A 17,160-nucleotide genomic window follows, 5' to 3' on the forward strand; every position below is an offset into this window, starting at 1 on the left:
ACTATGCGGGCGGGGTATTAAGACTCTGTCACCAACCCCTAGTCCCTTGGCGCCGCCGCGTTGCGGCCGGCCACGATCACACTGACACCGTAGGCGGCTTCTGCCGACATGCCCGACAGGATGGCGGCAGCCGAATCGGGGGGCATCCGGCCAAGGAAACCGGCAGCAAATTCGGGCGACATCGCCTCGAACAGGGCGGCTGCGTCCTTCGGCTTCATTGCCTTGTAGACTGCGGTCAGCTTCTGGATGTCGGCCTCGGCCGCCCCGTCGGCCAGGGCCAGCGTCGCACGCAGTTCTGCCTCCATCGCCTCCAGCTGGGCCAGTCGTTCGGCGATGACGGCATCGGCCAGGGCGAGGGCCGCCTGCCTGTCATTCAAGGCGGCCTCGCGGACGGCAAGCCGGCCCTCGCGCTGCGTCAGAGCCTCGGCCAGTGCAGCAGGGCGTTCGCAGGGGGCGGGTTCAGCGGCGGAAGCTGCCGGGTCTTCGGCACGGGCCAGGGCTGCGCCCACACCAGACCCCAGGCGCAGCGCCCCCGACGCCGCAAAGAGCATCGCGACGATGAACAGCACCCCGCGGCCTGTCCTGCGGCTCATTCCGCGACCTCGAGGTGTGGTCTGGCCGGGCGCCGCCGGACAAGACGCAGGCGGCGTTCCTCCGCAGGTGGGTCAACGGGGGCCGAGGGGCCGGTTGGCAAGATAGTTGGCTCTGGCAGGTCGTGCAGCGACGCGACCAGCAGCTCCAGCCGGCGTGCCACCGCCTCACCCCTGGCGGTAAGCGCATCCAGCCCCTCGGCCGAGGCGTTCGCTGCCCCACGCGCCTTTTCCAGGGCAAGGGTCATGTCGTCGACCTGCGCCGACAGCACCGCAATCGCACCCCCCATGCCGCTTTCAAGAGCGGCAAAACGCCTTAGCCGCGTCGAAAGCACATGGCAGTAAAGCGCGGCCCCGAAAGAGCCCGCCACAAGCAGGATATCCGCGATAAGATCCATCTTTTCCGCCTAATTCAGCACGAATTCGGTAATCAGCAGATCGCGCACGCGCGCTTCCCCGGCAACAACCTGGACGCGGCGCAGCATCTGTGCGCGCAGGCGCGCCATGGCGCGCGGATCTTCGATCAGGGCCGTGTCGATGGCCCTGAGGTAACTGTTGAGCACATCCAGAATGCGCGGCTTCAGTGCCATCACGTCGGCCGAGGCCATTTCCGGCACCTCGACCTGGGCCGTGAAGCGCAGGTAGCGACTGCCCGCCTTCGGGCCGAGGGAGATGACCATCGTCTCGAGCGGGACGAAGGCGATGCCGGTCAGTGGCCCGGGTGCCGCAATGGCCGTGCCCTGTTTCCCGCCGGACAGAACCCATCCGGACCAGGTGGCATGGAACCCGCCGCCCGCAAGCAGCAGTGCCAGCGCCAGCCCGATCAGCAGCGGTCGCTTCGACCGCTTCGCACCCGCTTCGTTCAGCCCTGTATCCAAGGTTGCCACGCCGCCCTCCATCTTCGGGACAGGCGCAGCATAGGCCGAGGTCACTAACTGATTGTTAAGCGCCCTCCGTCATTCCTGGGACGCCGGCAGAAACGCCGGAAGCGGAGAATCGCCTTGCAGAACTTGCTTGCCACATGGTCATCCCTGGACCTGCGCCGCAGGCTCATCATCATCGGCGCGACGCTTGCCATGTTCGGCGCCATCCTTGCCCTGAGCCGGCTTTCAGGGCGGACGGATATGGCGCTGCTTTACGCCGGGCTTGAGCCTGCGGCGGCAGGCGAAGTTGTGGCCCAGCTGGATCAGCGCAACGTCCTGCATGAGGTGCGGGGCAATTCGATCTTCGTTGACGCAACGCAGCGCGACAGCCTGCGCATGGCGCTGGCCGCCGAAGGCCTGCCGCGGGTCGGCGGGGGCGGCTATGAGCTTCTGGATACCCTGTCGGGCTTCGGAACGACCTCTCAGATGTTCGATGCCGCCTACTGGCGCGCGAAAGAGGGAGAGCTTGCAAGAACCCTGCTGGCCATGCCGCAGATCAAGGCCGCCCGCGTCCATATTGCCAGTGCCCCCTCCCGACCCTTTCAGCAGGAAGGCAAGGCGTCCGCTTCTGTCACCCTGACAACGACGGCCGGCACGCTTGGCGAAGCGCAGGCCCGCGCGATACGTCACCTGGTGGCCAGTGCAGTTTCCGGAATGCAGCCCGACGCCGTTCAGATCATCGACACGGTTGCCGGCCTGATCGGCAGCCCTGAAGGAGAGGACATGCCGGGCACCGATGCTGCCGGCCGGGCGGCCGCGATCAAGGGAAATGTCGAACGCCTGCTTGCGGCGCGCGTGGGCAATGGCAGGGCCGTGGTCGAGGTGGCAGTCGACCTTGTCTCGGAACGGGAATCGATCAGGGAGCGGGTGTTCGATCCACAGGGCCGTGTCGCCATTTCCTCCGAGACCGAAGAGCGCAGCGGTTCATCGACCGAGCCCGGAGGAGAGGTCACCGTTGCCTCGAACCTGCCCGAAGGTGATGCCTCATCTGGCGGTGAAGGGAAAAGTCAGTCGTCCGAAACCCGCGAGCGGGTGAACTACGAAGTATCCGAGACGCAGCGCGAAGTCCTGCGCTCCCCCGGCGCGATCCGGCGGATGACGGTTGCAGTGATGGTGGACGGCGTCGTGAGCACCGCCGCAGATGGCAGCCGCAGCTGGGCCCCACGCCCGGAAGAGGAACTTGCGGCGCTGCGCGAACTCGTTGCGGCGGCTGTGGGACTGGACGAGTCCCGCGGCGACGTGCTGACGATCAAGTCTCTCGAATTTCAACAGCCCGCGGCAGATGAAGGCAGCATTGCCAGCGCCGGGATCCTCCAGCGGATGGGTCCGCTCGACCTCCTGTCGCTGGTCCAGACGGGCGTTCTGGCCATGGTCGCGCTGATCCTCGGCCTGTTCGTGATTCGGCCGGTCCTGATCAGCGCCCGCCGTCCCGCCCTTTCGTCCCTCGAAACCGCCCTTGCCCTGCCGCCTGCACAAGACCTTGGCGGCGCCATGCTGGAGGGTGAGGGTGCTTCCGGCCCTCTCCATGACAGCCAGGAGGATCCGGAAACCGATACTGACAGAAGCGGGCTGGATCCTGCAACACGTCTTCGCCGGCTCATCGAAGCCCGCCAGACCGAATCGATCGAGATTCTGCGCAGCTGGATGGAAGACGCAGAGGAGCCCGCATGATGGCAGGGCTACGGCTGGAGGTCTTCGACACGGCACTGTCACCGGACGGAGAGGAACGTCCGCTGGTCGAGGCCAGTCTTCTGGAGGAAACAAGGGTCGCGGCCTTCGAACAGGGCTACTGTGCCGGATGGGATGATGCCATCGCCGCCCAGATGGGCGATCAGGCACAGATCCGGTCTGATCTGGCCAGGAACCTGCAAAGCCTCGCCTTCACCTTCCATGACGCCCGCAACCATGTGCTTCAGGCGGTTCGTCCGCTGATCCTGGAGATGACGAACAGTCTCCTGCCCGCGGTCGCACGCGCCGCTCTGGGCCCCATGGTGCTGGAGGCTCTCACCCCCATGGTCGAGGAATTGGCCGACGGCCCGATCACCCTGGTTCTGAATGCCGCCGACCGCGAGCGGGTGGAAGCGCTTGTCGCCGGGGAAACGGGATTGCCCATGAAGATGGAAGAGGAACCGTCGCTATCCGAAGGGCAGGTCTACATCCGCCTCGGTACGACTGAAGCGAAGGTCGACCTTGCCCAGGTCACGACCGACATCTCCGCCGCCGTGCGGGACTTCTTCACCCTGTCCAGTCGAGGCAATACTCATGGATGATCTTCCCGATACCAATCCCTTCAGCCAGGTGCCGATCGAGGTGACGATCTCGGTCGGTCGGGCCCGACCGCTGGTGCGCGACCTTCTGCGACTTTCCAGGGATGCCATCCTGCAGCTCGACCGCAGGGTTGATGACCCGGTGGAACTCTATGTCGGTGACCGGCTGATCGCCCGGGGCGAGCTTACGGAACTCGAGGGAGAGAACGCCGGTCAACTTGCCGTCCGCCTGACCGAAGTAGCCAATCCGCGCGGTGGACTGTGACCCGTGGCCTGCCCCTTGCGCTGATCCTTGTCCTGACGGCAGGACCGGCCCTGGCGCAGCAGCTGGCAATCGACCTGGGCGGAGACGGGGACACTCTCTCCATGCGGTCGGTGCAGCTTCTGCTTCTGATCACCGTCCTGTCGATCGCGCCGGGGCTGGCCGTGATGGTCACCTGCTTCCCCTTCATCGTCACGGTGCTGTCGATCCTGCGCCAAGCCCTCGGCCTGCAGCAGGCACCGCCGAACATGCTCATTGTCAGCCTGGCGATGTTCCTGACCTGGTATGTGATGGATCCGGTCTTCACCCGGGCCTGGGTAACCGGGATCGAACCCATGACCAGGGGGCAGATGGCCCTCGGGCCCGCGCTGGAGGCGGCAATCCTGCCCTTCCGCGAGTTCATGGCGCAGCGGGTGGATCCGGAAACCCTTCTGACCCTGGCGGACCTGCGCTTCCTGAACGCCCCCCCGGCCCCCGCCGATGCTCCACTGTCGCTGCTGGTGCCGTCCTTCATGCTGTCTGAGATCCAGAGGGCATTCGAGATCGGCTTCATGATCTTCCTTCCCTTCCTGATCATCGATCTCGTCGTTGCCGCCGTCCTGATGTCGATGGGCATGATGATGGTGCCGCCCGCCGTGGTGGCGCTTCCGTTCAAGCTGGCCTTCTTCGTGGTCGCCGACGGGTGGGCGCTGGTCACCGGGGCGCTGGTGCGCAGCTATTCCTGAGCTCGTCAGGGACAGGCGGCCTCAGCTCCGGATCATCGGGGCCGAGACAACCCACCATCCCGGATGCGCCGCACCAAGGGCGACGCTGGCTGCGGCTGCAGCCTCTGCCGTGGCATAAAGGCCAAAATGTGTGCCGCCAGAGCCGGACATCCGGGCAAGCAGGCAGGCGGGATCGGCAGCAAGCGCTGCCTGGACTTCGGCCAGGACCGGCGCAACCCGCAAGGCCGGGGTGACCAGATCGTTGCGGGTATGCGCCGCAAGCCAGCCCGCGAAGGCATCGGCCGACCGCAGGGCATGGGCCGGCACATCCGGCAGGCCGGAGTTGCGCGGCGAGACAAGCCCCGCAAAGACCGATCGGGTCGGCACCGGAACGCGCGGGTTCGCCAGGACCAGCCAGAGCGGCGGCAGGCCATGCAGCGGCGTCAGAACCTCGCCCACACCCTGCATGCGTGCCGGACGGCCCGCCAGACAGACCGGCACATCAGCGCCGAGCGACAGGATCACCTGAGGTCCGGGCAGGGGCAGCCCGGTCAGCCGGGCCAGCGCGCGCAGGGTGGCCGCTGCATCCGCCGACCCCCCGCCGATGCCCGAGGCCACCGGCAGTTCCTTGTGCAGTGTCAGACGCGCATTGCTCACCCCCATCGACCGGGCGGCACGCAGCACCAGATTTTCGGCCTCGCCTGTCAGCGCCCCGGCCTCGGGACCGGCGAGCGACAGTTGCAGCCCTTGCCCCGCCGCGACTTCGACCCGGTCGCCGGTGCCCGCAAAAACGACAAGGCTGTCAAGCAGATGGTAGCCGTCGCTCCGCCGCCCGGTCACGTGTAAGCAGAGATTGATCTTGGCCGGGGCAAATTCGGTGGTCGGCTCAGTCACCATTCCCGATCGCCTTGACCGGGGCCGGCGCGCCGGCCTCCTCCGCCATCACCGCATCAAGCCCGATTTCCAGCTTGCGGCGGATCCGTTCCGCATCCTTTTCGGTGGGATTGAACGACAGCGCCCTGCGCCACTGGAAGCGGGCCTCCAGCTTGCGGCCGACCATCCAGTACACATCGCCCAGATGGTCGGTGACGATCGGATCCACCGGTTCCAGAAGCGAGGCGCGCTCCATCGGCTCCAGCGCCTCTTCGTAGCGGCCCAGGCGGAACAGTGCCCAGGCCAGGCTATCGATGATGTAGCCCTTGTCGGGGTCGCCCGCGACGACCTTCTCGATCATGCCAAGGGCTTCATCCAGCTTCTCGCCCCGGTCGACCAGCCCATAGCCCAGGTAGTTGAGCACTTGCGGCTGGGTGGGATTGACCTCTAGCGCGCGGCGGAAATCGGCTTCGGCAGCCGGCCAGTCCTTTGTCTGCTCGTGGCAGATCCCGCGATAGAAATGCAGGATCCATGAATCCTTGCTGTCCTTTGGCACAAGGTCGATCGCCGCACTGTAGGCGACCTCGGCCTCGTCACAGCGATCCTGCATCCGCAACATGTCGCCCAGTGCGAACTGGACTGACAGAAGGTTGCCATGGCTGCGAGCAAGAACCTGCAGGGCCTCGATCGCTGCATCCGTCTTGCCCTGCGACCGCAGGGCGCCCGCGCGTCCGATCTCGGCCTGGACGTAACTGGGATCGTCCGGCGGGAAAAGCGCGTAGGTTTCGGCGGCAAGCTGATGCTGGCCCAGCGTTTCAAGCACGTCACCCGTCAGCAGGATCGCATCGGCGTTGTCGGGCCGCAGGTATCCGGCGACCCGCAGGTGCAGCAGGGTATAGACCGGGTCGGCATCACCGTTCAGCGCGGTTGCGACCGTGAAGAAGACTTCGGCAATCCCGTCGCGGGCGGTACGCACCGTATCGAAGGGCAGAGGCTCTCCCGCCTCCAGCCGGCGGCGCAGGGCATCCACCACCGGATCAGGATCGGCACCGAAGCTGCGGTCCAGAAGGTCAAGCGCCTCGGTATTGCGTTCCAGTTGGCTGAGAACCTGAGCATGGGCAAACACCCCGCGGCGCATCACCGAGATCGGGCCTGCCGCCCGGCCTGACAGGATTTCGTCAGCCCCCTCGAAATCACCCACCGAGGCCAGCGCCAGCGCCTTGTGATAGTAGCCGAAGGCCTCAAGCCCACGGGTCCGGGTCACGGCGTCGAAATCGGCCAGCGCATCCGACATGTTGCCCAGCCCGACCTTGGCCCAGGCAACGACCAGCCGGTTGACCAGATCTCCAAGATCGCGCCCGCCTTCCTGGGCCGCAAGGATGGCGGCATAGTCCTCGCGCTGAGCCTCATCGGCAAGCAGGGCAAAGGCGGCAAGCTGACTGGGCTCGCCCACCAGTGCGGCGAGCTGCCGCGCGGCCTCGATCGCAAGCGCAAAGTCGCCCACCCCCAGTTCGGCCAGGATCGCGCCTTCCAGAAGCCTCGGGTTCTGGTGATCCGAAAGGATCGCCTTGCCATACCAGATCGCGGCAGCCCGGAAGTCGTTCTCTGCCTCGGCGATCCGCGCGGCGAGATAGGCGCCTGCGTCACCCTCTGCGGCACGAAGCGGAGCGCCCAGAACTGCGGCAAGGGCCAGCGCGGTCAGGGTGCGGGTCAGCGCGTTCGGCATGTCGTGTCCTCCGGTTGCGGCGGAGGCTATCGTCAGGACCGGGCCAAGGCAATGCGGGCGGCCCCTTCCGGCACCGCCCGCACGCCAAGAGTCAACACGCTTGCGTGAGGCGTCACATGTTCGGGTAGTTCGGTCCCCCGCCACCCATCGGCGTGGTCCAGGTTATGTTCTGCGACGGGTCCTTGATGTCGCAGGTCTTGCAGTGGACACAGTTCTGGAAATTGATGCGGAACGTCGCTTCCGCGCCTTCGCCCAGAACCTCATAGACGCCCGCCGGGCAGTAGCGCTGCGCCGGTTCGGCGTATTCGGGCAGGTTCACACGGATCGGGATCGACGGATCCTTCAGCACCAGATGCGGCGGCTGGTTCTCGTCATGGTTGGTGAAGCTGAAGGCCACGTTGGTCAGCCGGTCGAACGACAGCTTGCCGTCGGGCTTCGGATAGTCGATCGGCGCAAAGTTCTTTGCCTTGCCGGTCGCCGCCGCATCGGACTTGCCGTGCCGCAGCGTGCCGAAGGCGGTCAGGCCCACGGTGTTCAGCCACATGTCGATGCCGCCGCCCATCAGACTGGCCACCAGGCCATATTTCGACCAGAGCGGCTTGACGTTGCGCACCTTCTTCAGATCCTTCCCGATGGCGCCCGTGCGCACCTCGGTCTCGTAGGCGGTCAGCTCGTCGCCCTGACGGCCCGCCACGATGGCGGCATGGGCGGCCTCGGCCGCGGCCTTGCCCGAAAGCATCGCATTGTGGTTGCCCTTGATGCGGGGGACGTTCACCAGACCCGCCGAACAGCCCAGAAGCGCCACGCCCGGCGCGACCAGCTTCGGGATCGACTGCCACCCCCCTTCCGAGATCGCCCGCGCGCCATAGGCCACGCGCTTGCCGCCCTTCAGCAGCTCGGCGACCATCGGGTGATGCTTGAAGCGCTGGAACTCCATGTAGGGATAAAGGTAGGGGTTCTCGTAGTTCAGGTGGACCACGAAGCCGACATAGACCTGATTGTTTTCAAGGTGATAGATGAACGACCCGCCCCCGGCGTTCTTGCCCAGCGGCCAGCCCATCGTGTGGGTGACCGTGCCCTCGCGGTGCTTGGCGGGGTCGATCTCCCAGATCTCCTTCATGCCCAGGCCGAACTTCTGCGGGCATTTGCCCTTCGACAGGCCGTATTTCTCGATCACCTGCTTCGACAGGCTGCCGCGCACGCCTTCCGACAGGAAGACATACTTGCCGCGCAGCTCCATCCCCGGTTCGTAGGCAGGGCCGGGCTCACGGGTTTCGGGGTCGCGACCGAATTCGCCGGCGACCACGCCGACCACGGTGTCGCCTTCATAGACCAGTTCGGAACAGGCCATGGCGGGGAAGATCTCGACCCCCAGCCCCTCGGCCACCTGCGCCATCCAGCGGCAGACATTGGCCATCGACACGATGTAGTTGCCGTGGTTCGACATCAGCGGTGGCATCGGCCAGTTCGGGATGCGCAACTGGCCCGCGGGGCCGAGCAAGTAGAAGTTGTCCTCGCGCACCGGCACCTTGATCGGCGCGTCCATGTTGCGCCAGTCGGGCAAGAGCGCGTCCAGACCCGACGGGTCCAGCACCGCGCCCGACAGGATGTGCGCGCCAACCTCGGAGCCCTTTTCCAACACGACGACGCTGCGTTCGGGGTCCAGCTGCTTCAGCCGGATCGCGGCAGACAGGCCCGCAGGCCCCGCCCCCACGATCACCACGTCATAATCCATCTTCTCGCGCTGGATCGCCGTCATCGCTTGTCCTTCCCGGGCCGCCCTGCCCGCCCCTGAAACGCTGGCTTTTTGCGGGTGTCCTGTTGCCCCATGAAGAACACGAGGTCAACCATGACGCAACATCACGCCAAAAGGGCCGCCGCGCCGGAAACTTTCTGTCCCGCCGGCGACCGCCCGTTGCGCGCCTGCGGCATGCCTCTTGCATTTGCGGGGTCTATCGGGTCAGGTGAAAGGGAAGGTGATGGAAGTCATGGGCCGCGACCCGGCCTGTGACTTCTTGTTTTGATGTGGAAGGCCGATGGAAAAGATTCCGATGACCCGGCGCGGGTTCGACGCGCTGGACGCCGAACTCAAGCAGCTGAAGACGGTGGATCGCCCGGCGATCATCCGCGACATCGCCGAGGCGCGGGAACACGGAGACCTGTCGGAAAACGCCGAATACCATGCCGCGCGCGAGAAGCAGGGTTTCATCGAAGGCCGCATCAAGGAGCTTGAGGGCATCCTGTCCAAGGCCGAGGTGATCGACCCGTCCAAGCTCTCTGGCCCGGTGAAGTTCGGCGCCACGGTCACCGTGGTCGACGAGGACACCGAGGAGGAAAAGACCTACCAGATCGTCGGCGAGACCGAGGCCGACATCGAGAACGGGCTGCTGAACATCCGTTCGCCGCTTGCCCGGGCCCTGATCGGCAAGGACGAAGGCGACAACGTCGAGGTGAAAACCCCCGGCGGCACGCGGTCCTACGAAATCCTGACAATCCGCTACGTCTGACCCGGGGGGTCCCTTGGTGAAACCGCCCCTGCAATCACCGCGACATGACACGGGCCTGGGCCCTGGCAGAGGTCTGGCGGCCGCGTCGCCTGGGCGGGGATTGGAGATCGGGGGCGCAATCCTCAGCCTTGTGTGGGTGGCGCTGGTGCTGACCTCGCCTTCCGGCGACGAAGGCGGGGCACTCGGCCTGTTGATGACGCTGCTCATGCTGTTGCTGCCGGTCGCCCTGATCTGGGTCTTGGTGGTCACCTTGCGCTTCTTGCGCGACCTGCGGGCCGAGGCGGCCGAGCTTCAGGCCGCCCTGAACGCGATGCGTTCCGGCGATGTGCAGGCACAGGCCCAACCTGCGGCGAAGCCCGTGGTCGAGCGCCGGGCCGGCGAAACCGCCGCCATTGCGAGACAGGCGGGAACGGTTCCGGCAACCTTCACCTCGCGGCGCGATGCGGCGCTGACCGTGCCGTCGGCCGATCGCAAGGCTGCCCTGGTCAAGCCCGCGCCGGAACCTGCGGCGGAACAGGCGGCGCTGGCACTGGGCACGCCACCCGAGGACAACCGGCCGCCAATCTCGATCGCCGATTTCATCCGGGCGCTGAACTTCCCGGAAACACCAGACGACAAGGAAGGCTTCCGCGCGCTGCGTCTGGCGCTGGAGGACCGGACCGTCGCCAAGCTGATACGCGCCTCGCAGGACGTTCTGACGCTGCTTTCCCAGGATGGCATCTACATGGACGACCTGACGCCCGACCTGGCGCGTCCAGACCTCTGGCGTCGCTTCGCTGCCGGAGAGAGGGGTCGTTCCATCGCCGGGCTGGGTGGCATCCGCGACCGCGATTCTCTGGATCGGGTCTCAAGGCGCATGAAGTCCGACCTGATTTTCCGCGATGCCGCGCATCATTTCCTGCGTGCCTTCGACAAGACGTTCTCGGCTTTTGAACCGAACGCCAGCGATGCCGAGTTGACAGAACTGGGCGATACCCGAACGGCGCGGGCCTTCATGCTTCTGGGCCGGGTGACGGGAACCTTCGACTAGGTTGCGCCCAAACCCGGATTCAAGGAAATACATTCCGGATCACGGGTAGCCACAGCGCCATTTTCCCTTTCTTTCCGAAACACCGGCATCGGGATGGAACCTTGTTCCAGAATGCCTATGTTCCGCCCAGCAACGATTCGCAACGCATCGAGGTTCCCATGGCCATCCGCATCAACGACACCGCCCCTGACTTCACCGCCGAGTCGACCGCTGGCACGATCCGCTTCCACGAATGGTTGGGCGACAGCTATGGCATCATCTTCAGCCATCCGCGCGATTTCACGCCCGTCTGCACGACCGAATTCGGCGCCGTCGCGCAGCTGGCCGAGGAATGGAAGAAGCGTAACACTAAGGTTCTGGGCGTGTCGGTCGATTCGGTGCAGGACCATCTGAAGTGGAAGCGCGACATCGAGGCCTTCGGCGGTGCCCCGGCCGACTTCCCCATCATCGACGACACCAGCCTGACGGTGGCCAAGGCCTATGACATGCTGCCCGCCGACTATTACCTGCCGACCGAGGGTCGGACGCCCGCGAACTCGGCCACGGTGCGGACGGTGTATATCATAGGTCCGGACAAGAAGATCCGCCTTTCAATGACCTATCCGATGTCGATCGGCCGCAACTTTGCCGAGATCCTGCGCGCGCTGGATGCGGTGCGGCTGACGGATGGCGTGCCGCTGGCAACGCCGGCGAACTGGGTTCCGGGGCAGGACGTGATTGTCGCCCTTGCCCTGAACAACGACCAGGCCAAGGAACGCTACGGCGATCTGGACATCAGGCTGCCCTACCTGCGCTTCGCGAAAGCGCCTGCCTGAGACCGAAGCACGGACCCTTGCCCGGCGTGCGGGGGTCCGTTCGCAGGACCGGCAGCAAACCGGACACGGGCCCGAATGCAGAAGGCGGCACGCAGAAGCGAAAGGCCCCGCAATCACCAAGGATTGCGGGGCCTTTCGGTGTAATGGTGCCCAGAAGAGGACTCGAACCTCCACGCCTTACGGCACTGGTACCTGAAACCAGCGCGTCTACCAATTCCGCCATCTGGGCGATGTCGTGAGCCGCGATGTAACGGGCGGTTTCGGCAGTGTCAACGGTCCCCGTGGAAATTTCGTCGCGCCGCTTTGGCCTTGCCCGGTGGGCGCACGGGGGGTATTGATCCGGCCAGTTTCCAGCCCCCTCGGAAGGTGCGCCATGAGCAAGCTTGTCACCATCTTCGGCGGTTCCGGCTTTGTCGGCCGCTACATCGCCCGGCGCATGGCGAAAGAGGGCTGGCGTGTTCGCGTGGCGGTGCGCCGCCCGAACGAGGCGCTGTTCGTAAAGCCCTACGGTGTGCCGGGTCAGGTCGAGCCGCTGGCCTGCAACATCCGCGACGATGCCAGCGTATGCGCGATGATCCGGGGCGCGGATGCGGTGGTGAACTGCGTGGGTATCCTCAACGCGGTCGGCAGGAACAGCTTTGATGCGGTGCATGCCGAAGGCGCGGGGCGCATTGCCCGGATTGCGGCCGCGGAAGGCGTTCAGACGCTGGTGCATCTGTCGGCCATCGGGGCCGATCCGGCATCGGACAGCGACTATGCCCGCACCAAGGGCGAGGGCGAGGCGGCCGTGCTGGCGGCCTTCCCCGGGGCGGTGATCCTGCGCCCCTCGATCATCTTCGGTACCGAGGACCAGTTCTTCAACCGCTTTGCCGCCATGGCCCGTCTTGGGCCCATCCTGCCGGTTGTGGGGGCCAACACCCGGTTCCAGCCGGTGTTTGTGGACGACGTGGCACAGACGGCGGTCAAGGGCGTGCTGGGCCAGGCTGCGCCCGGAATCTATGAACTTGGCGGGCCAGAGGTCGATACCTTCCGCGGTCTGATGCACCGGATGCTGGCGGTGATCGAACGCCGCCGTGCGGTGGTGAACGTGCCATTCTTCCTGGCACGGATCATGGCCTTCGGGTTCGACATGGTGCAGGCCCTGACGCTGGGCCTGATCGAGAACCGGGTGATCACCCGCGACCAGGTCAAGAACCTTGCCCGCGACAACGTGGTATCGCCCGGCGCGAAGGGCCTGACGGATATGGGCATCACCCCTACCGCTATGGAGGCTGTGCTGCCGGAATATCTGTGGCGCTTCCGGCCCTCGGGCCAGTTCGCGGCGATCAAGCGCTCGGCCAGGAATCTGAGGAAGGCGTGATGCGCCAGGCAGCCCTGGTGCTGGCCGTTCTGGCCGGCCCGGCGGCTGCGCAGGGCTTTGATGCTGTCGGTGCACTTTTTGCCGATCGTTGTGTGATCTGCCATTCCGGCGAGGACGCGCCGCTGGGCCTGCGGCTCGACACGCGTGAGGGTGTGCTGGCGGGCAGCGAGAACGGGCCTGTGGTACTGGCCGGCGATCCGGCAAGCCCGCTGCTGCAGCGCCTGCGCGGGGAGGCCGAGCCGCAGATGCCGCTGGACGGCCCGCCCTTCCTTGATCGCGACCAGATCACCATGGTCGAGGCCTGGGTCATGGCTGGCATGCCGGCGGGCGCGGCTGCGCCCAGCCCCGCCGCCGACCGCCGCCGCCCCGCCCCGGGCGAGCAGGTTCTCTGGCCGGATGTGCAGCCGATTTTCCTGAAGGCCTGCATCAAGTGCCATTCCGACAATTCAAAATTGGGCGCCCCGCCGGAAGGGCTGCGGCTGGACAGTCTTGAAAACGTGCTGAAGGGCGGCCACCGGCTGGCGGTGCTGCCAGGCAACCCCGAGATGTCCGAGATCTGGCGCCGGGTCACGGGTCTGGCCACACCCAGGATGCCCTTCGACGGCCCGCCCTGGCTGCCGGACGAGGATATCCGCCTGATCCGCGACTGGATCGAACAGGGCGCGCCGGATGCCGACGGGACCAAGGCCCCGATTCCGACTGGTGCGCGCATCCGCCTGCGGGGTGTGCTGACCGGCGCGGCCGAGATCGACGGTGCCGGCTTCGTGATCGACAGCGGGACAAGGGTGGACGACCGGCCGCGGATCGGCGATCAGGCCGAGATGCGGGGCGTGGTGCAGGCAGACGGCTCGGTGCGGGCCGAACGATTCCGCGACAGGTAGGATATGGAAAACACGACGATCGTTGCCGCCCTGCTGGGGCTTCTGGAAGGGCTGACCGAGTTCATCCCGGTGTCTTCCACGGGTCACCTGCTGCTCGCTGGCCATTTCCTGGGCTTTGAGTCGAAGGGGAAGACCTTCGAGGTGGTGATCCAGCTGGGTGCGATCCTTGCGCTGACCTCGGTCTATGCGGCGCTGATCCTGCGGCTTTTCCTGCGTGCACGGCACGAGGATGCGGCGCGACGGTCGATCGTCTCGATCCTGCTGGCTTTCCTTCCGGCTGTGGTGGTGGGCGTTCTGGCGCATGACTTCATCAAGACCGTGCTGTTCGAGACGCCGATGCTGGTCGCGGCGATGCTGATCCTGGGCGGCTTCGTCCTGCTGGTGATCGACCGCATCGTGCCGCCCCCCATGCATCGCGATGCGCTGGCGCTGCCATTCGGCAAGTCGCTGGCCATCGGGTTTGCCCAGTGTCTCGCGATGATTCCCGGTGTCAGCCGGTCGGGCGCAACCATCGTCGGCGCACTGCTGATGGGGGTGGAAAAGCGGGCGGCGGCGGAATTTTCCTTCCTTCTCAGCCTGCCGACGATGGGGGCGGCGGTGGCATACGACCTGTTCAAGAACCGCGCCGTGCTGGATTTCGGCGCAGTGTGGGAGATCGCCGTGGGCTTCGCCGTGGCATTCGTGACAGCCGTTCTGGTGGTGCGATGGGTGCTGAACTTCATCAGCCGCCATGGCTATGCGCTGTTCGGCTGGTGGCGAATCATCGTCGGAAGCGTGGCTTTGACTGCCCTTTGGTTAGGCTTCTAGGCATATTGGGAAACCATGCTGACCTAAATGAGCGGAAAAATGGCAGCATCTCTGCCTCATCACTCAAAAAAGCGGTAAATAGGTAAGCTATACTGACTTTTATTGCGTCCTGATCCGCTGTATCCCATCGGTCCCGAAGGGTTCCGGTGAAAGGCGCAGCGATGGCCACGCAGAAGATGCTGAAATTCGTCACGATCGGCAAGGAAATGCCCGAAAAACGTGACGCATCCTCTCGCGCACAGGATTTCCACGAGATCTACCGCGAGTTCGCTGATGCCAAGGCCGCCGAACAAGCCAGCCGGTGCAGCCAGTGCGGCGTGCCCTACTGCCAGTCGCATTGCCCGCTGCACAACAACATCCCCGACTGGCTGAAGCTGACCGCCGAGGGCCGCCTGCAGGAAGCCTACGAGATCAGCCAGGCCACCAACACCTTCCCGGAAATCTGCGGCCGCATCTGCCCGCAGGACCGGCTGTGCGAGGGCAACTGCGTCATTGAACAGTCCGGCCACGGCACCGTCACCATCGGCGCGGTAGAGAAATACATCACTGACACCGCCTGGGAAGAAGGCTGGGTCAGGCCGATCCGTCCCCAGGCCGAACGCCCCGAAAGCGTGGGCATCATCGGCGCGGGGCCGGGCGGCCTTGCGGCGGCGGACGTACTGCGCCGGCAGGGCGTGCAGGTCACGGTCTATGACCGCTACGACCGCGCGGGGGGCCTCATGACCTATGGCATCCCCGGCTTCAAGCTGGAGAAGGATGTGGTCGAACGCCGCACCGCGCAACTGGAGGATGCCGGGGTCAACTTCGTGCTGAACTGCACTGTGGGCGAGGACATCACCTTTGATGCGATCCGGGGTCAGCACGATGCGGTGCTGATCGCAACCGGCGTCTACAAGGCCCGCGACATCGAGGCCCCCGGCGTCGGCGCCAGGGGCATCGTCAAGGCGCTGGACTACCTGACCGCCTCGAACCGCAAGGGCTTTGGCGACGATGTGCCAGAGTTCGACAGCGGCGAGCTGAACGCCAGCGGCAAGCGGGTGGTGGTCATCGGCGGCGGCGACACGGCGATGGACTGCGTGCGCACCGCGATCCGGCAGGGGGCGCTGTCGGTGAAGTGCCTCTACCGCCGCGACCGGGCGAACATGCCGGGGTCGCAACGCGAGGTGCAGAACGCCGAGGAGGAAGGCGTCGAATTCGTGTGGCTTTCCGCGCCCAAGGGCTTTACCGGCGGCACGGAGGTCGAAGGCGTGATCGTGCAGAAGATGCGCCTTGGCGCGCCGGACGCCACCGGCCGCCAGATGCCCGAGGTCATCGAAGGCGCCGACTATGTCGAACCCGCCGACCTGGTGATCCAGGCGCTGGGCTTCGAGCCCGAGGATCTGCCGACCCTCTGGGGCGTGCCGGAGCTGAAGGTCACCCGTTGGGGCACGATCAAGGCCGATTTTCGCACCCATGAAACCAGCCTGCCCGGTGTCTATGCCGCGGGCGACATCGTCCGGGGCGCAAGCCTGGTCGTCTGGGCGATCCGCGACGGGCGCGAGGCGGCCGAGGCGATCCTTTCCTATCTGAACCAGACCGGAGCCATGGCTGCGGAGTGATCCTTTTTCCCGTCTTCCTGACATCTTCCCTTTGTCTTTGTGCGCAGTGGATGCAGGAAGACCTGAACGTCAGGGTATCTGACCTGATCCAGGGTGAACCGGCGATGCGGAAGTTTCTGATCCTTGCCTGTCTGACCGTCCCGGCCACCGCCGCGCTGGCCGGAACCTGGACGCCCCCCGAAGGCTGTCAGGCCTTCATGACCGTGCAGTCCAAGGCCTGCCGCGTGTCGCACTATTACCGGTGCAGCGGGGATGCGCCCGGCGACCAATGGCGAGTGGACCTCGATCAGGAAGGTCCCTTCTTCCATTCGCGCATCGACTACGAGGCGCAATGGGTGGAAAGCTATGACCCGGTGCGTCAGGTGCTGGACCCGGCGCCCGCCGACCCGGCCAGCTTTTCGGAACTTCTGGCGGAAGGCATGGATACCTGGGACTTCACCCTCTCGCGCGCCGACGGCGCCGGCAGCCGGGCCACCGGGTACGACCGGCTGACCGGACGGACTGTGGTGATCGACGGGATCACCCTGTCCGAGACCGAGGTGCAGTTCACCGAATACGATCGTTCGGGCCGGATGCTGCGCCAGTCGCGGGGGAACGAATTCCTGCACCCCGAATGGCGCCTGTTCTTCGCCGGGCCGGGCGAGACCGACCTGGGCGACGGCATCTGGCGGCCGATCGACGGCTCGCCCGTCGAATTCGTCTTTCCGGGCGAGGAAGGATTTCTGGCCCGCCAGCCGAAATACGACTGTGACGCGCTGACGGCCGACGCCGGCCCCGCGACCAACGAAATCCTGCCAGCGAGCTTTGAGGAGTGAGC

The 17,160-nt window shown here is 65.8% G+C and carries 18 protein-coding genes and 1 tRNA gene; 12 read left to right on the plus strand and 7 right to left on the minus strand.

Annotation, left to right across the window (positions count from 1 at the left end; genetic code table 11):
- Positions 1–38: 38 nt before the first annotated feature.
- Genes EZM81_RS02960 through fliL form a run of 3 tightly spaced genes read right to left on the minus strand, consistent with a single transcriptional unit; the run spans position 39 to position 1,477 of the window.
- Positions 39–593: a MotE family protein gene (locus EZM81_RS02960; protein ID WP_136644737.1), complete on the minus strand. Its 555-nt coding sequence runs from the start codon at positions 591–593 to the stop codon at positions 39–41.
- A complete protein-coding gene (locus EZM81_RS02965; protein ID WP_135450114.1) occupies positions 590–988 on the minus strand; it encodes a hypothetical protein in 399 nt (132 codons plus the stop codon). Before EZM81_RS02965 ends, EZM81_RS02960 begins: the two co-directional genes overlap by 4 nt.
- Positions 989–997: 9 nt before the next feature.
- Entirely contained in the window at positions 998–1,477 is a 480-nt protein-coding gene (fliL, locus tag EZM81_RS02970) for a flagellar basal body-associated protein FliL (RefSeq protein WP_248298117.1), read from the minus strand.
- Between the two features lie 114 nt (positions 1,478–1,591).
- On the opposite strand from fliL, the gene fliF reads away from it, so the two are divergent.
- The 4 genes from fliF to fliP are packed head-to-tail and all read left to right on the plus strand — an operon-like array spanning position 1,592 to position 4,767.
- Positions 1,592–3,184 (plus strand): flagellar basal-body MS-ring/collar protein FliF, encoded by a 1,593-nt coding sequence (gene fliF / locus EZM81_RS02975; RefSeq protein WP_136644739.1) that lies wholly within the window; start codon positions 1,592–1,594, stop codon positions 3,182–3,184.
- Entirely contained in the window at positions 3,181–3,783 is a 603-nt protein-coding gene (locus EZM81_RS02980) for a flagellar biosynthesis protein (protein ID WP_248298118.1), read from the plus strand. Before fliF ends, EZM81_RS02980 begins: the two co-directional genes overlap by 4 nt.
- A complete protein-coding gene (locus EZM81_RS02985) occupies positions 3,776–4,045 on the plus strand; it encodes a FliM/FliN family flagellar motor switch protein (RefSeq protein ID WP_135450112.1) in 270 nt (89 codons plus the stop codon). Before EZM81_RS02980 ends, EZM81_RS02985 begins: the two co-directional genes overlap by 8 nt.
- Positions 4,042–4,767 carry a flagellar type III secretion system pore protein FliP gene (fliP, locus tag EZM81_RS02990; RefSeq protein WP_169052290.1) on the plus strand — a complete coding sequence of 242 codons (726 nt, stop codon included), beginning with the start codon at positions 4,042–4,044 and terminating at the stop codon, positions 4,765–4,767. The genes EZM81_RS02985 and fliP overlap by 4 nt, the downstream gene beginning before the upstream one ends.
- Before the next feature lie 21 nt (positions 4,768–4,788).
- Here fliP and EZM81_RS02995 read toward each other — a convergent pair whose 3' ends face one another.
- The 3 genes from EZM81_RS02995 to EZM81_RS03005 all read right to left on the minus strand — a co-directional run bounded on the left by EZM81_RS02995 (position 4,789) and on the right by EZM81_RS03005 (position 9,104).
- Entirely contained in the window at positions 4,789–5,643 is an 855-nt protein-coding gene (locus EZM81_RS02995; RefSeq protein ID WP_136644740.1) for a 4-(cytidine 5'-diphospho)-2-C-methyl-D-erythritol kinase, read from the minus strand.
- Entirely contained in the window at positions 5,633–7,345 is a 1,713-nt protein-coding gene (locus EZM81_RS03000) for a tetratricopeptide repeat protein (protein WP_136644741.1), read from the minus strand. The genes EZM81_RS02995 and EZM81_RS03000 overlap by 11 nt, the downstream gene beginning before the upstream one ends.
- A 112-nt stretch (positions 7,346–7,457) precedes the next feature.
- Positions 7,458–9,104, minus strand: coding sequence for an electron transfer flavoprotein-ubiquinone oxidoreductase (locus EZM81_RS03005; protein WP_135450109.1), 1,647 nt, complete (start codon positions 9,102–9,104; stop codon positions 7,458–7,460).
- 277 nt (positions 9,105–9,381) lie between these two features.
- Here EZM81_RS03005 and greA point away from each other — a divergent pair, with 277 nt between their 5' ends.
- The 3 genes from greA (at position 9,382) to EZM81_RS03020 (ending at position 11,697) form a co-directional block, all read left to right on the plus strand.
- Positions 9,382–9,852, plus strand: coding sequence for a transcription elongation factor GreA (greA, locus tag EZM81_RS03010; protein WP_135450108.1), 471 nt, complete (start codon positions 9,382–9,384; stop codon positions 9,850–9,852).
- A gap of 100 nt (positions 9,853–9,952) precedes the next feature.
- Complete coding sequence (locus tag EZM81_RS03015) at positions 9,953–10,882, plus strand: hypothetical protein (RefSeq protein WP_248298119.1); 930 nt, start codon at positions 9,953–9,955, stop codon at positions 10,880–10,882.
- 158 nt (positions 10,883–11,040) lie between these two features.
- Complete coding sequence (locus EZM81_RS03020) at positions 11,041–11,697, plus strand: peroxiredoxin (RefSeq protein ID WP_135450189.1); 657 nt, start codon at positions 11,041–11,043, stop codon at positions 11,695–11,697.
- Positions 11,698–11,841: 144 nt separating this feature from the next.
- Here EZM81_RS03020 and EZM81_RS03025 read toward each other — a convergent pair.
- A tRNA-Leu gene (locus tag EZM81_RS03025) sits at positions 11,842–11,926 on the minus strand.
- A gap of 144 nt (positions 11,927–12,070) precedes the next feature.
- On the opposite strand from EZM81_RS03025, the gene EZM81_RS03030 reads away from it, so the two are divergent.
- The 5 genes from EZM81_RS03030 (at position 12,071) to EZM81_RS03050 (ending at position 17,158) form a co-directional block, all read left to right on the plus strand.
- On the plus strand, positions 12,071–13,057 hold the full coding sequence (locus EZM81_RS03030) for a complex I NDUFA9 subunit family protein (RefSeq protein ID WP_136644742.1): 987 nt from the start codon (positions 12,071–12,073) through the stop codon (positions 13,055–13,057).
- Positions 13,057–13,938 (plus strand): c-type cytochrome domain-containing protein, encoded by an 882-nt coding sequence (locus tag EZM81_RS03035; RefSeq protein WP_136644743.1) that lies wholly within the window; start codon positions 13,057–13,059, stop codon positions 13,936–13,938. Before EZM81_RS03030 ends, EZM81_RS03035 begins: the two co-directional genes overlap by 1 nt.
- Before the next feature lie 3 nt (positions 13,939–13,941).
- On the plus strand, positions 13,942–14,745 hold the full coding sequence (locus tag EZM81_RS03040; protein ID WP_136644744.1) for an undecaprenyl-diphosphate phosphatase: 804 nt from the start codon (positions 13,942–13,944) through the stop codon (positions 14,743–14,745).
- 161 nt (positions 14,746–14,906) lie between these two features.
- A complete protein-coding gene (locus EZM81_RS03045; RefSeq protein ID WP_136644745.1) occupies positions 14,907–16,343 on the plus strand; it encodes an NAD(P)-dependent oxidoreductase in 1,437 nt (478 codons plus the stop codon).
- Positions 16,344–16,393: 50 nt separating this feature from the next.
- Positions 16,394–17,158: a hypothetical protein gene (locus EZM81_RS03050; RefSeq protein ID WP_248298120.1), complete on the plus strand. Its 765-nt coding sequence runs from the start codon at positions 16,394–16,396 to the stop codon at positions 17,156–17,158.
- Positions 17,159–17,160 lie beyond the last annotated feature (2 nt).

This window comes from Tabrizicola sp. YIM 78059 (assembly GCF_004959785.1).
GTDB classification, from domain to species: Bacteria; Pseudomonadota; Alphaproteobacteria; order Rhodobacterales; family Rhodobacteraceae; genus Tabrizicola; species Tabrizicola caldifontis.